Consider the following 12,933-nt stretch of genomic DNA (forward strand, 5'->3'; position numbering starts at 1 on the left):
CGCGACTTTCAACGACGTCAAACAATAACGCGTACAGGGGTAGGAAACATGTCGAACTGGTACAGTGAGAGCTCGCCGCTGGAGCGGCGGACGTTCTGGGCAAGCTTTGGCGGCTGGGCGCTGGATGCGCTCGACGTCCAGATGTTCGGTCTTGCCATCCCTGCGCTGATCGCGGCCTTCGGCATCAGCAAGGCCGATGCGGGCCTGCTCGGCTCGGTTACGCTGTTCTTCGGCGCGTTCGGCGGCTGGCTCGGTGGTGCGCTCGGCGACCGCTTTGGCCGCGTCAAGGCGCTCCAGATCACGGTGGCCACATTCGCACTCGCGACTTTCGCCTGCGCATTCGCGATGAGCTACACCCAGCTTCTGGTGCTCAAGGCCATCCAAGGCATCGGCTTCGGCGCCGAATGGGCCTGCGGCGCGGTGCTGATGGCCGAGATCATCCGCCCCCAACATCGCGGCAAGGCGCTCGGCTCGGTGCAGAGCGCCTGGGCGGTCGGCTGGGGCGCCGCGGTGCTGCTGTCGGCGCTGGTGTTCACCTATGCGCCGGCGGATCTCGGCTGGCGGATCCTGTTTGCGATCGGGCTGCTGCCGGCGCTGCTCATCATTTTCATCCGCCGTGGCTTGAAGGAGCCGCCGCGCGCGATTGCTAGGGAAGCCGAGGCGCCGTTCCTCGCCACGCTGTCCGGCATTTTCCATCGCGACGTGCTGCGCTCGACCTTGGTCGGCGGACTCTTCGGCATCGGCGCGCATGGCGGTTATGCCGCGCTGACGACGTTCCTGCCGACCTTCTTGCGGGAGGTGCGGCACCTCTCGGTGCTCGGCTCCAGCTTCTACCTTGCCGTCATCATCGTCGCCTTCTTCTGCGGCTGCGTCGCGAGCGGTTTCATCAGCGACCGGGTCGGGCGCAGGGCCAATGTCGCGTTCTTTGCCGCCGCATGCATCGCCACCGTGCTGGTCTATATCTTCGTACCCCTGACCAATGGCCAGATGCTGGTACTCGGATTTCCGCTCGGCTTCTTCTCGGCCGGAATCCCCGCGAGCATGGCGGCGCTGTTCAGCGAGCTCTATCCGGCCGGCGTGCGCGGCACCGGTGTGGGCTTCTGCTACAATTTCGGCCGCGTCGTCTCCGCCGCATTTCCCTTCCTGGTCGGCTTTCTCAGCGACCGCATCGGCCTCGGGCCCGCGATCGGCATCGATGCGGCGTTTGCCTATTCGCTGGTGCTGATCGCGGTGCTGCTGCTGCCGGAAACCCGCGGCAAGGTGTTCGAGCAGACGGCGGCAACCCACGCCTGACTGTAAATGAGGAACAACGACCATGACACTGCCCCAGCGCGGCCTGACGCGCCGACAATTTGGTGCGGGTCTCGCATCGCTGGTAACTCTGGTCGCGACCACAGCCAGGAGTGAGGCGGCCTTGCCCGAGATCGACACCCATGCCCACGTCTTTCATCGCGGATTGAAACTCGCGCCGGGCCGGCGCTATGCGCCCGATTACGACGCGCCGCTGTCGCTCTATCTCGAGCAGCTCGACCGCAACGGCATGACCAATGGCGTGCTGGTGCAGCCGAGCTTTCTCGGTACCGAGAATTCCTATCTCGTCGACTGCCTGAAACAGACGGGCGGGCGCCTGCGCGGCATTGCGGTCGTCGATCCCGCCGTCTCCGCAGACGAACTGCGTGCGCTCGATCGCGCCGGCGTGGCCGGCATTCGTCTTAATCTCGTCGGCCAGCCGTTGCCGGACCTTGCGGCGAGCGAATGGAAGAGGCTGCTCGCCAATGTGAAGGCGATGGGCTGGCAAGTCGAGATCCAGCGCAACGCCGCTGATCTCGCTGTGCTCGTGCCGCAATTGCTTGATCGCGGCGTCCCGGTCGTGCTCGATCACTACGCGTTGCCGGATCCAAAGCTCGGCGTCACCGATCCCGGATTTCAGTCGGTGCTGAAATTCGGTGCGACGCGGAACGTATGGGTCAAGATCTCGGCGCCTTATCGCAACGGTCCGTCCGCCCAGAGCTTTGCCAGGCAAGCCTATCCGCTCCTGCGCTGTGCCTACGGCCTCGATCGGCTGCTCTGGGGCAGCGACTGGCCGCACACGCAGTTCGAGGCGACGCAGACCTACGCGAAGAACCGGCAATTTCTCGACACGCTCATCGCCGATGCGCGCGAGCGCGCGCAACTGCTGGCCTCGCCGCGGCCACTCTTCCGCTTCTGACGCGCTTTGATGATTGCTCCGATTGCACCGAATTTTGGGGCATGACGGGCGATGTTGCGCACCTGTAGAGTGCTGCGCGAAGCGGCCGGTCGCGGCCGCCATTTGCGTGAGGAAATGCCATGCAGCGCCGCTATGTCACCGTCGACGTGTTCACCGACCGAGCCTTCGGCGGCAACCAGCTCGCCGTGGTGCTCGACGCTGCAGGCCTGTCCACCCAGCAGATGCAGGCGATCGCGACCGAGTTCAACTATTCCGAGACGACCTTCGTGCTGCCGCCGCGCGACAAGGCGAACGACGCCGAGGTGCGCATCTTCACGCCGGTGCTGGAGATCGCCTTTGCCGGCCATCCCAATGTCGGCACCGCCTTCGTGCTGGCCTCGATGATGAAGGAGCCGAAGCCGCGCCTCTCGTTCGAGGAGAAGGCGGGCCTCGTGCCTGTTGATATCGTGCGAGAGCAGGGAAGGGTGATCAGAACCGAGCTCACCGCACCGCAGCCGCTTGCGCGGTATGCTCCGCTGTCACCGGCTGAAGCCGCGAGCTGCATCTCGCTCGATGCAGACGACATCAAGACCGACAACCACGCGCCTCACGTCGTCACCGTCGGAAATGCGTTCCTGGTGATGGAGCTGCATTCGCGCGAGGCGCTGAAGCGCGCGCGGCCCGACGCTGCGGCCTACGGCAAGCTCTTGCCGCGCGACGGTGCCCGCTCCGTGTGGTTCTATACCCGCGACGTGCCCGCGGCGGAAGCGCCGTGCGATCGGCAGGCGCGCATGTTCATGCGCGGTGCTAGCGGCATCAACGAGGATCCCGCAACCGGCAGCGCCACGGTCGCAGCCGCCGCGCTGTTCGCCGATCTGGATCCGATCAGCGACGGCGAATTGAAACTCACAGTCGGCCAGGGCTTCGACATGGGCCGGCCCAGCATCCTCCAGACCCGCGTCGTCAAGCAGGATGGCAAGATCGTCTCCGCGCATGTCGGCGGTGCCAGCGTGCAGATGATGGAGGGGACGTTCAGGCTGGCGGGGCAGGGGTAGATGCTCTTTCCCCGTCATCCTGAGGTGCGAGCCCTTGCGAGCCTCGAAGGATGCACGGCCGAAATGTCGCGGCGTCAGTGTGACGCCGTCGTCCTTCGAGGGCCGCTGAAGAAGCGGCCACTCAGGATGACGGCTACGGATAAAGTCGTCGTCTCGTCTTCTCCCGCGACAACGGCAGCTAGACCTGCCGTCCCGCCAAATTCGTCACCGCCACGCCGTCGCGCTCCTCGATGATCTCCGCGATCATCTGCCGGTGGCAATGGGTGTGGTCGCGCTCGTAGCAGAGCAGGCAGACGGGGCCGGCTTTCTTCACCAGTGCCGAGAGCTCGTCCATCTGTTCGCGCGCTTCAGGCGTCTTCAAATGCTTTGAGAAGACCTTCTCCAGCACATCGTATTGGCCGCTGCGGGCCGCGAGCCGACCTTCCTTGGGAGTGCCGAGGCCAGCGAGATGAACATAGGCGATGCCGCGCTCATCGAGCCCTGCAGCGAGTTGCTTCTTGGAAAAGCCCGGCCGCCGCGAGGACGTCACCGCCCGCACGTCGACCACGAGCTTGACGCCGGCCTGCTCCAGTTCGTCCAGCACGGCCTTGGGCGGCGTCTGCTCATAGCCGATGGTGAAAAGCTTCTTCGCCTTGGCCATCGACTTCCTCAGCTCACCCGCGCGATCAGTTCCATGGCGCCGTGCGGCGCGCGCACCTTGCCCTCGTGAATGACATAGGCGAACACGTCGCGCGGTTCTTTCTTCGGCTTGCTCTTGTCAACTTTCGGCAGGTCGTCGGGTTCGCCGCCCGCGGCCCAGGCCTTGAAACGCTCGGCCCAGGCATCCAGCTGCTTCGGTGGATAGCAGGTCTTGATCTCGTCATTGCCCTTCTGCAAGCGCGCATAGACAAAATCGCCGGCGACATCGGCGATGGCAGGATATTTGCCGTGCTCGGCGAACACCACGGGCGTTTCGAACTCGCGGATCAACGCGACGAAATCAGGCGTGCAGAAGCTGTCGTGCCGCACTTCCACGACATGGCGCAACGCGCGGCCCTCGAGTTTGCGCGGCAGCAGCTCGAGGAACTTGCGGAAATCGGCGCCGTCGAATTTCTTGGTCGGCGCGAACTGCCACAACACGGGCCCGAGATGATCGCCGAGTTCCAGCACGCCGGAATCATAGAACCGCTTGATGGAATCGCCGGCCTCGGCGAGCACGCGGCGGTTGGTGGCAAAGCGCGGTCCCTTCACCGAGAACACAAAACCATCAGGCACTTCGCTTGCCCATTTGCGAAAGCTCTCCGGCTTCTGCGAGCCGTAATAGGTGCCGTTGATCTCGATCGAGGTCAGCTTCGAGGCCGCGTAGGACAGTTCTTTCGCCTGCGTCAGCTTCTCCGGGTAGAACACGCCGCGCCAGGGCTCGAAGGTCCAGCCGCCGATGCCGATGAAGATGTTGCCGGATTTTTTGGACACGGTTTTTGTTTTGGCCACGGGAGGATCTCGCATCGACGGGAAGGGGAAGGCGGCATCCTAGTCAAACCGGATGTGATTGGCCAGTTGCGACGACCCTGAACCATCAATAGCACGCCGACATCAAGCCGAGCTTCGGATAGAGACGGTCAATCGCGGCGATCTCGATTTTCATCTGCGCGATGATCCAGTCGCGGATCTCGGCGGCGACGGGGCGCATCGGCCGGTTGCGCGGCGGCAGGAACTCGCAGATGCGGCGCGTCGTGGCGAGCGTGTCGGAGGCGGGCACCAGCGCCCCGGTCAGGAGCCAATGAGAGGCCACGGTCAGCCAGCCGAGCGCAATGCCTTGGCCGAGCAGCGCGGCCTGCACCACGACGGCATAGTCGGTGAAGCTCAGCGCCTTGGCCGCGCCGCGGCGCCCGGTAAGGAGCGAGGCGTAATCCGCGGCCCAGTCGCCCGGCGTCTCGGCGAGACGAATGATGGTGTTGCCCTCCATGGCCTCGGTCTCGCCGAGATAAGTAGGACTGCACATCGGCAGCATCACTTCCTTCATGACCAGGGTGCCGCCCGAGGACGGCTCGTCGCGGTCGCGGAAGCGCATGCCGAGATCGACGTTCTCCACCGCTCCGCGTAGTGCGCCGGAGATGAGCTGGAAGCGCAAATCGACCTGCGGAAATTGCTTCTGCAGCTTGTCGATGCGCGGCATCAGCCAATGCGTGGTGAAGGCCGAGGAGACCGACAGCGTCACGGTCTCCGTGCCCCTGCGACGGCGCTCGATCTCGGTAAGGCCGGTCTCGATGCTGCGAAAGCCCTCGAGCACGCGTCGATAGAGCAGTTCGCCTTCTTCGGTGAGCACCGCGCGTCCCGCCTTGCGGTCGAACAGGCGCACGCCGAGATGCTCCTCGAACTGCCCGAGCATGCGGCTCACTGCCGGCTGCGTGACATTCAGTTCGGCGGCGGCGGCCGTGAAGCTGCCATTGCGCGCCGCTGCGTCGAAGACGAACAGGGCGTTACTTGAGGGCAGCATCCGGCGCAGCTCGGGCATAACGCCATGTTATGAGCGCAGTGAGAATTTGGCAATTGCCGGATTTTGCCAAGTCTGGTGTCATTGCCATTGCAGCCTGAAGACAGGGCTCGCGAGAGAGAAGATGGTGCGGTGCACGCTTCGACCGCGAGTGTGTCAGCTCCTCTGTCTATAAAGCAGGCTTATGGCGCGCAGTGAGGCACGCCGTCGAGCGACATGGCGAGGGCGATCGTTGGACAAACGAGCGGAAAGCGTCGAGATCAGGTCCGCGAGCAAGGCCTATGGCGCCGTCCGCGCTCTCGACCACGTGTCCCTCAACGTTGCCGCCGGTGAGTTCGTTTCGCTGCTCGGTCCGTCCGGTTCCGGCAAGACCACCCTGCTCGGCATTCTGGGCGGCTTCATCCTGCCGACGTCAGGCACGATCCTGTTCGGTGGCCGCGATGTCACGTACATGCCGCCGCACAAGCGCGACATCGGCGTCGTCTTCCAGAACTACGCGCTGTTTCCGCACATGAGCGTCGGCGAGAATGTCGCCTTTCCCTTGCGCGCACGGCGTTTGCCGAAAGCGAGATGGCCCGACAAGGTGCGCGCGGCGCTGTCGATGGTCGGCCTTGCCGGCTACGAAGAGCGCGGCATCGCCCAGCTCTCCGGCGGCCAGCGCCAGCGCGTGGCGCTGGCGCGCGCCATGATCTTCGAGCCGCGGCTGATCCTGATGGACGAGCCGCTTTCCGCGCTCGACAAACAGCTGCGCGAATCCATGCAGATCGAGCTGCGCGCACTGCACAAGCGCATCCAGGCCACCATCATATACGTCACCCATGATCAGCGCGAGGCGCTGACCATGAGCGACCGCGTCGCGGTGATGAAGGACGGCCGGCTGATCCAGATCGACGAGCCCGAACGACTGCACGATCACCCCGCCGATTCCTTCGTCGCCAGCTTCATCGGGGAAGCGACAATGCTGCCGGTCCGCCGCGTCGATGCGTCCAGCGTGGCGCTCGGCAATGCCTTGCTGCGCAGCGCGCGCGCCATTCCTGACGGTGACGCCCTGATGCTCGCCGTGCACAGCGAGAAGCTGCTTATCGATGATGGCGCGCAGGATGCCGCCTGCAACCGCCTGACCGGCACGGTCACCGACATCGTCTACCAGGGCGAGAGCCTGCGCATCTTCCTGGCGCTGGCCGACGGCATCGCGCTCAGCCTGCGCCAGCCCAGCTATCACCAAGCCTATAGCCGGATTCCGCCTCTCGGCGGCAGTCTCACCGTCACCCTTCACCCCGAGGACACCATCGTCGTGCCCCGGGTGGACTGAAGCCTTGTTGCAACCTGAGAGAAGAAGCCCATGTCGACCCAAGCCGCGTTCAGCAATTTCAAGGTTCTCACCTTCGACGTCGTCGGCACCTTGATCGATTTCGAAACCGGCGTGCTCGAAGCCGTGCGCAAGATCGGGGGCAAGAAGGCGGCCGAGCTCAGCGACGAGCAGATCTTCGAGCCCTACAAGCGCGGCCGCGACAGGCATTACGAGCGCTCCAGCGAAGCGATGTTCCACGTCTATCGCCATCTCGCCAGCGAGCTCGGACTGCCGGCTGACGATGCGTCCTGCGACGTGTTCCAGCTCTCGGTGCTGCGCTGGGGACCGTTCTCCGACTCGGTCGAGGCGCTGAAGCGTCTGCGGACGAAATTCCGTCTCGTGGCGATGACCAACGCGGACCGCGTCGCCTTGTCCTGCTACGCGCATGCGCTCGGCAATCCGTTCGACGACACCGTTTGCGCCGACGAGACTGGCGTGGCGAAGCCCAATCCGGAATTCTTCGCCTACAACAAGGGCCGGCAATCCGCGTTCGGCTACAAGCAGTCCGAGATCCTGCACGTGGCGCAGAGCCAGTATCATGACATCGGGATCGCGCGAAAACTTGGCTACAAGGTGTGCTGGATCGAGCGCCGCCAGGGCATTGCCGGCTTCGGCGGCACTCCCGCCGTGGAGACCCTGACCAAGCCGGACTTCCATTATCCGACGCTGAAGGCGCTTGCCGACGCCGCCATTGGCCCTGCGTCATAAGTTCCGTGAGCGCGGGCATGATACGGGACTGGAACGCGCTGCCATCGGCCAATTCGTTGTGGGAAGCCACGGCGGAGCCGGCCCGCGGATTCCCTGTTCTGTCGGGTGAGTTGCAGGCGGACGTGGTGATCATCGGAGCCGGCTACACGGCGCTCTCCGCGGCACACCACATCGCCAGGAGCGGCCTGTTGCCTATCGTGCTGGAGGCCAATCGCCCGGGCTGGGGCGCGAGCGGGCGCAATGGCGGCGTGATCACCGCAAAATTCCGCCTGTCGTTTCGCGAGATCGACGCCATGCACGGCCGCGCCATGGCAAAGCGCATGTACGAGATCGCGCATGAATCGACCGACATGGTCGAGGAGCTCGTCTCCGAATTCGGCATTGCCAGCGCAAACCTCACCCGCACCGGCCAGGTCAAGGCTGCCCACAACGAGACGACGCTGAAGGCCGCGATCGACGAGGCCAACTGGATGACGCGCGAGATGGGCTCTGCCGAGGTCCGCATCCTCGACAAGCACGGAGTGCGCGAAGAAACCGGCTCCGACGTCTTTGTCGGCGGCGTGCTCAATCCCGGCTCGGGCGGCATCCATCCGCTGAACTATCTGCGGGGACTTGCCGATGGCGTGGCGCGCCGCGGCGTGCCGATCTTCCAGGAGTCGCCGGTCGTCAAGCTCCGGCGCGAGAAGGAGGGTATCGTCGCCGATACGCCACGAGGAGCGGTGCGCGCCAAGCAGGCGATTATCGCTACCAACAGCTATTCGGATCTGACCGGCGCCACCGCACATCTGCAACGCACCCTGATCCCGTTCCGCAGCGCCATGGTCGCCACGGAGAAGCTGCCGCGCAATCTCGCCGGAAAGCTGATGCCGACGGGGCGAACCTATACCGAGACCAAGCGCATGATGCGCTGGTTCCGCATGGTCGACAACCGCGTGATCTTCGGCGGCCGCGGCGCCTTCGGCAAGCAGGACTCGCAATCCGCTTTCGATGCCTTGCGCAGGGCGATGGTCGGCATCTTCCCTGACCTCGCCGACATCCCGCTCGAATACAAATGGTCGGGCCTCGTTGCCATGACGCTGGACTCGGTGCCGCATATCGGCCGGCTCGACGAGCGCACGCTGTTCTCGGTGGGCTACAACGGCGCCGGCGTCGCGATGTCGAGCCTGATGGGCCGCTATCTCGCCGCTTTCGTGCGCGGCGAGACGCCCAATGTCGGCCTGCTGGACGCGCGGCGCATGAAGGCAATTCCGTTCTATCCGCTGCGTGAGCCCGCCGTGCGCATGGTCGCCGGCTGGTATCAGTTTCTCGATGCGATCGGTCGGTAAAGATATCTTTGGAGGAGGCGAGGATGAATATGAGGCGGACTGTTGGACTGGGTTGTGGGCTGGTCGGCGCAATCGGATGGATCGGCGCGGCTGATGCCGCCGAGCAGATCACTTTCGTCTCTCAAGGCGGCGCCTATCAGCAGGCGCAGACGGTGGCGATTCTCGATCCCTCCGCCAAGAAGCTCGGCATCACCATCAACCAGGATTCCATTCCGGACGCCTGGCCGGCGATCAAGACCCAGGTCGGCAGCGGCAAGCCGATCTGGGACGTGGTCGACACGCCCACCGGCTATTGCCTGCGCGGCGGAGAGCAGGGGCTGATCGAGAAGCTCGACTTCTCCAAGATCCCGAACGCCGCGGCCATGCCGGAGGCCTATCGCAGTCCCTATTCGGTCTCCTACGAATTCTATTCCAGCGTTCTGGCCTACAGCCAGAAGACCTTCCCGAAGGACGGGCCGAACAGTTGGGCCGATTTCTGGGACGTCAAGAAATTCCCGGGCCGCCGCGCGCTGCGCAATCATCCGATCGCGACCCTCGAGGCGGCGTTGATGGCCGACGGCGTCGCGCCTGACAAGCTCTACCCGCTCGATGTCGATCGCGCCTTCAAGAAGCTCGAGGAGATCAAGCCGAACATTACGGTGTGGTGGACCTCGGGCGCGCAGTCGGCGCAGCTCCTCAACGACGGCGAGGTCGACATGGAGATGGCCTGGAACGGTCGCGTCAGCGCCGTCGCGAAGGAGGGCGCGAAGGTCACATTCACCTACAACCAGGGCATCTTGCAGAGCACTTCGCTCTGCATCCTCAAGGGCGCGCCGAACCTGGAGACGGCCGTGAAGTTCATCAACGAAGCCGTCGATCCCGTGCACCAGGCCAATCTGCCGCTCAACATCGATTACGGCCCGGGCAACCCCAAGGCGTTCGAGACCAGCGTCATCAAGCCCGAACGGGCCGCGCAATTGCCAAGCGAGCCGGCGAATGCGGCCAAGCAGGCGCTGATGTCCTACGCCTGGTGGTCCTCGCCATCAGGTGAGGCCGCCGAGAAGCGTTGGGCAGCCTTCATGCAGAAATGAGGGAGGTCGCGATGGGCGCAAGTCGAACCAAGGCCGACGCTGCACCTCCGCCGCGAGCGGTGGAGGTGCAGCAACTGACACCGGGGCAGCGTTGACGATGTCCGTGCCGGATCCATCGCAAAAGCATCAGCGCCGCGAGCACGGCCTGATGCTGGCCCTGGTGTCGCCGGCGCTGCTGGTGATCCTGGCGCTGATCGTGCTGCCGGTCGGCTGGCTCGCCTGGCAGTCGATCTACCATGACGGTTTCACGCTGGAGAATTATCGCCGCGTCTTCACCGAAGACATCTACTGGCGCAGCTTTGCGCTGACGTTCGAGATCAGCCTCGCGGTCACCGTCATCGCACTGCTGCTCGGCTATCCCGTCGCCTACCTGGCCAATTCAGTGCCGAAGGGATGGAGCATTCTCATCCTGTCGCTGGTCGTCCTGCCGTTCTGGACATCCGTGCTGGTGCGCGCCTATGCATGGCTGGCGCTGCTCCAGCGCACCGGCGTTATCAACCAGTTCCTGCGCTATCTCGATGTGATCTCCGAACCGCTCGCGCTAGTCCACAACACTCTCGGCACGGTGGTCGCGACCGTGCACATCCTGCTGCCATTCATGGTGCTGCCGCTCTATGCCACCATGCAGAAGATCCCTGGCGATCTGATGCAGGCCGGCGCCAGCCTGGGCGCGAGCCCATCGCTGACTTTCTTTCGCGTATTCCTGCCGCTGTCGCTGCCGGGCGTGCTCGCCGGCTGCACCATGGTCTTCGTGCTCTGTCTTGGTTTCTACATCACGCCGGAGCTGCTCGGCGGCGGGCGCACCGTGATGGTGTCGATGCTGGTGAGCCGCAATGTCGAGCTCTACAACCAGTTCGGCGCCGCCAGCGCGGTCGCCGTGGTGCTGCTCGCCAGCGTACTGGTGATCTTCTTCATCGTCAGCCGTTTCATTTCGCTCGATCGTGTGCTGGGGCAGAAATGATGCGCGTCTCGTCCGCCCGGATTGCTCTCTGCGTGATCAGCGCGCTGGTGCTGGTCTATTTGATCCTGCCCGTGCTGATCATCGCGCCGATCTCGTTTTCCAGCGCGCGCTTCCTGACCTTCCCGCCGCCCTCGCTGTCGCTGCGCTGGTATCAGTCCTATTTCTCCAATCCGGCCTGGATGCAGGCAACGCGGGTGACGCTGACGGTTGCGTTCCTGACCGTGGTGATCGCGACCCCATGCGGCGTGGCTGCGGCTTATGCCATCAGTCAATCGAAACTGCGGATCATGCGGATCATCCACATGGCGCTGCTGTTGCCGCTGGTGGTGCCGATCATCATCACCGCGATCGGCATCTTCTTCGTATATGCCAGGGTCGGCCTGGTCGCGACCATGCCGGGCCTCGTGCTGGCGAACGTGATGCTGGGGCTGCCCTATGTCGTGATCTCGGTGCTGGCGGGCTTGCAAAGCTTCGACGCCGCGCAGGAGATGGTCGCGCGCAGCCTCGGCATGAACCGCCTGCGCAGCTTTTTCGCGGTGACCCTGCCGCAGATCAAATCCAGTGTGGTTGCGGGCGGCATCTTCGCGTTCATCTCGGCGATGGACGAGACCATCGTCGCGCTGTTCATCTCCGGCGGTCAGTATCAGCCCCTGACCAAGCGCATGTTCACGGCGCTCCGCGATGAGATCGACCCCACGATCGCCGCGATCTCAACGCTGATGACGGCGGCTTCCTTCATGCTGGTCCTGCTGGCGAGCGCCCGGCAGCGGAGGAACTCGTGACGCGCCTGACTTGGGTCATACCAGGATCGCGCAGATCGTGCCCTGACGTTTTTCTGTACCTCGTAAGCAGTGCTATTGTCGTTCGAGGAGACTGTCGGCAGCAAAAGAAAAGAAGGAGAACAAGATGCGGATGCTGATGCTCGGAGCGGCGCTTGTCGTGATGACATCTGCTGCCATGACGCATTCTGCCCTGGCGGAAGATGACGACACCAAGGGTGCGCAGAAGCTCGCCATGCAGGGCCGCGACGACTATTGGCATTGCCTGGCGCGGGAATATGCGCGCGACAGCAATCAGGGCCTGTCGGAACAGGATTTCAGCCGCTCGGTTGCCGGAGCCTGCCTCTCGGAGCGGCAATATTACCGGGTGGCGCTGCTCGATTATCTCACCTCACAATATCCGAACATCGATTCCGGGGCCCATCTTGCCACCGCGAACAGGGCGGTGGAGTCGGCGCAGAAGGACATCGTGACGGCCTACGTCAAGCACAGGCCGCCACAGCAATAGGGCTCCACACCGCTGGAGGCCGGCAGCCCTTCCGGCCGTGCAGTCTTCCGTGGTATGATTGGTCTTATCAGGAACGGGGACGGGCTGGCATGGCGTCTGAGTCGGTGGGGGGCATTTTTGGCGCGATCGTCGCGGCGATCGTGCTTGCGGTCGCCGTCGTCTTTGGGCCGATCGGCCAGTACGGCAAGCCCCCCAAGCCGGTCAAGGCCGAGCCGGCGCCCGCCGCCGCGGTGCCTGCAGCCCCTGTGGCACCTGCGCCGAGAGGCCCGGTGATCCGGGAAGTCCCGAACCAGTAACGGCCGGAAAAGGCGGTTTTGGCCCCTTGCAAACCGGCTTCCTCGTTCCCATCTGGTTTCTAACGGCGGCGTTGAGCCAAAAGCTCCGGCGCCGGGACGACCTTGGAATAGTTTGGGCCTGCGCCGGATGTACGCGCGGTCCGCCGTTCCGGGGTCGTTGGCATTTTAGGCCCGCTTCTGGGCCGTTCCCCTGGAAAACCCGGCTCGGCAGCGCAAGAA

The 12,933-nt window shown here is 64.3% G+C and carries 14 protein-coding genes; 11 read left to right on the forward strand and 3 right to left on the reverse strand.

The window, feature by feature from the left end:
• The first annotated feature begins 48 nt into the window (after nt 1-48).
• The 3 genes from X265_RS15345 (at nt 49) to X265_RS15355 (ending at nt 3,243) form a co-directional block, all read left to right on the forward strand.
• Nucleotides 49-1,293 carry an MFS transporter gene (locus tag X265_RS15345; RefSeq protein WP_128965572.1) on the forward strand — a complete coding sequence of 415 codons (1,245 nt, stop codon included), beginning with the start codon at nt 49-51 and terminating at the stop codon, nt 1,291-1,293.
• Nucleotides 1,294-1,315: 22 nt separating this feature from the next.
• Nucleotides 1,316-2,209 carry an amidohydrolase family protein gene (locus X265_RS15350; RefSeq protein ID WP_128965573.1) on the forward strand — a complete coding sequence of 298 codons (894 nt, stop codon included), beginning with the start codon at nt 1,316-1,318 and terminating at the stop codon, nt 2,207-2,209.
• Between the two features lie 119 nt (nt 2,210-2,328).
• Nucleotides 2,329-3,243, forward strand: coding sequence for a PhzF family phenazine biosynthesis protein (locus X265_RS15355; RefSeq protein ID WP_128965574.1), 915 nt, complete (start codon nt 2,329-2,331; stop codon nt 3,241-3,243).
• Between the two features lie 178 nt (nt 3,244-3,421).
• Here the strand turns inward: X265_RS15355 and X265_RS15360 are convergent, their stop codons facing one another.
• The 3 genes from X265_RS15360 to X265_RS15370 all read right to left on the reverse strand — a co-directional run bounded on the left by X265_RS15360 (nt 3,422) and on the right by X265_RS15370 (nt 5,737).
• Nucleotides 3,422-3,883 (reverse strand): DUF488 domain-containing protein, encoded by a 462-nt coding sequence (locus X265_RS15360; protein ID WP_128965575.1) that lies wholly within the window; start codon nt 3,881-3,883, stop codon nt 3,422-3,424.
• An 8-nt stretch (nt 3,884-3,891) separates the two neighbouring features.
• Nucleotides 3,892-4,728 (reverse strand): DUF72 domain-containing protein, encoded by an 837-nt coding sequence (locus tag X265_RS15365; protein WP_128965576.1) that lies wholly within the window; start codon nt 4,726-4,728, stop codon nt 3,892-3,894.
• A gap of 70 nt (nt 4,729-4,798) precedes the next feature.
• Nucleotides 4,799-5,737 (reverse strand): LysR family transcriptional regulator, encoded by a 939-nt coding sequence (locus X265_RS15370; protein ID WP_128965577.1) that lies wholly within the window; start codon nt 5,735-5,737, stop codon nt 4,799-4,801.
• Between the two features lie 211 nt (nt 5,738-5,948).
• Between X265_RS15370 and X265_RS15375 the strand changes: the two genes are divergently transcribed.
• The 8 genes from X265_RS15375 (at nt 5,949) to X265_RS15410 (ending at nt 12,714) form a co-directional block, all read left to right on the forward strand.
• Complete coding sequence (locus X265_RS15375; protein ID WP_164938603.1) at nt 5,949-7,028, forward strand: ABC transporter ATP-binding protein; 1,080 nt, start codon at nt 5,949-5,951, stop codon at nt 7,026-7,028.
• A 30-nt stretch (nt 7,029-7,058) separates the two neighbouring features.
• Nucleotides 7,059-7,775 (forward strand): HAD family hydrolase, encoded by a 717-nt coding sequence (locus tag X265_RS15380; protein ID WP_128965579.1) that lies wholly within the window; start codon nt 7,059-7,061, stop codon nt 7,773-7,775.
• 17 nt (nt 7,776-7,792) lie between these two features.
• A complete protein-coding gene (locus tag X265_RS15385) occupies nt 7,793-9,100 on the forward strand; it encodes an NAD(P)/FAD-dependent oxidoreductase (RefSeq protein WP_164938604.1) in 1,308 nt (435 codons plus the stop codon).
• 23 nt (nt 9,101-9,123) lie between these two features.
• Entirely contained in the window at nt 9,124-10,170 is a 1,047-nt protein-coding gene (locus tag X265_RS15390; RefSeq protein WP_128965581.1) for an ABC transporter substrate-binding protein, read from the forward strand.
• Between the two features lie 148 nt (nt 10,171-10,318).
• On the forward strand, nt 10,319-11,131 hold the full coding sequence (locus tag X265_RS15395) for an ABC transporter permease (RefSeq protein ID WP_128969279.1): 813 nt from the start codon (nt 10,319-10,321) through the stop codon (nt 11,129-11,131).
• A complete protein-coding gene (locus X265_RS15400; RefSeq protein ID WP_128965582.1) occupies nt 11,128-11,913 on the forward strand; it encodes an ABC transporter permease in 786 nt (261 codons plus the stop codon). The genes X265_RS15395 and X265_RS15400 overlap by 4 nt, the downstream gene beginning before the upstream one ends.
• Nucleotides 11,914-12,037: 124 nt before the next feature.
• Nucleotides 12,038-12,418, forward strand: a complete 381-nt coding sequence (locus X265_RS15405) for a hypothetical protein (RefSeq protein WP_128965583.1) — start codon at nt 12,038-12,040, stop codon at nt 12,416-12,418.
• Nucleotides 12,419-12,507: 89 nt separating this feature from the next.
• Complete coding sequence (locus tag X265_RS15410) at nt 12,508-12,714, forward strand: hypothetical protein (RefSeq protein ID WP_128965584.1); 207 nt, start codon at nt 12,508-12,510, stop codon at nt 12,712-12,714.
• Nucleotides 12,715-12,933 lie beyond the last annotated feature (219 nt).

This window comes from Bradyrhizobium guangdongense, assembly GCF_004114975.1.
GTDB classification, from domain to species: Bacteria; Pseudomonadota; Alphaproteobacteria; order Rhizobiales; family Xanthobacteraceae; genus Bradyrhizobium; species Bradyrhizobium guangdongense.

What these genes read in the sequence shown, in the direction of transcription:
- X265_RS15345 (WP_128965572.1), top strand. Translation starts at nt 49, where the DNA reads ATGTCGAACTGGTACAGTGAGAGCTCGCCGCTGGAGCGGCGGACGTTC.
- X265_RS15350 (WP_128965573.1), top strand. Translation starts at nt 1,316, where the DNA reads ATGACACTGCCCCAGCGCGGCCTGACGCGCCGACAATTTGGTGCGGGT.
- X265_RS15355 (WP_128965574.1), top strand. Translation starts at nt 2,329, where the DNA reads ATGCAGCGCCGCTATGTCACCGTCGACGTGTTCACCGACCGAGCCTTC.
- X265_RS15360 (WP_128965575.1), bottom strand. Translation starts at nt 3,883, where the DNA reads ATGGCCAAGGCGAAGAAGCTTTTCACCATCGGCTATGAGCAGACGCCG.
- X265_RS15365 (WP_128965576.1), bottom strand. Translation starts at nt 4,728, where the DNA reads ATGCGAGATCCTCCCGTGGCCAAAACAAAAACCGTGTCCAAAAAATCC.
- X265_RS15370 (WP_128965577.1), bottom strand. Translation starts at nt 5,737, where the DNA reads ATGCCCGAGCTGCGCCGGATGCTGCCCTCAAGTAACGCCCTGTTCGTC.
- X265_RS15380 (WP_128965579.1), top strand. Translation starts at nt 7,059, where the DNA reads ATGTCGACCCAAGCCGCGTTCAGCAATTTCAAGGTTCTCACCTTCGAC.
- X265_RS15385 (WP_164938604.1), top strand. Translation starts at nt 7,793, where the DNA reads ATGATACGGGACTGGAACGCGCTGCCATCGGCCAATTCGTTGTGGGAA.
- X265_RS15390 (WP_128965581.1), top strand. Translation starts at nt 9,124, where the DNA reads ATGAATATGAGGCGGACTGTTGGACTGGGTTGTGGGCTGGTCGGCGCA.
- X265_RS15395 (WP_128969279.1), top strand. Translation starts at nt 10,319, where the DNA reads ATGCTGGCCCTGGTGTCGCCGGCGCTGCTGGTGATCCTGGCGCTGATC.
- X265_RS15400 (WP_128965582.1), top strand. Translation starts at nt 11,128, where the DNA reads ATGATGCGCGTCTCGTCCGCCCGGATTGCTCTCTGCGTGATCAGCGCG.
- X265_RS15405 (WP_128965583.1), top strand. Translation starts at nt 12,038, where the DNA reads ATGCGGATGCTGATGCTCGGAGCGGCGCTTGTCGTGATGACATCTGCT.
- X265_RS15410 (WP_128965584.1), top strand. Translation starts at nt 12,508, where the DNA reads ATGGCGTCTGAGTCGGTGGGGGGCATTTTTGGCGCGATCGTCGCGGCG.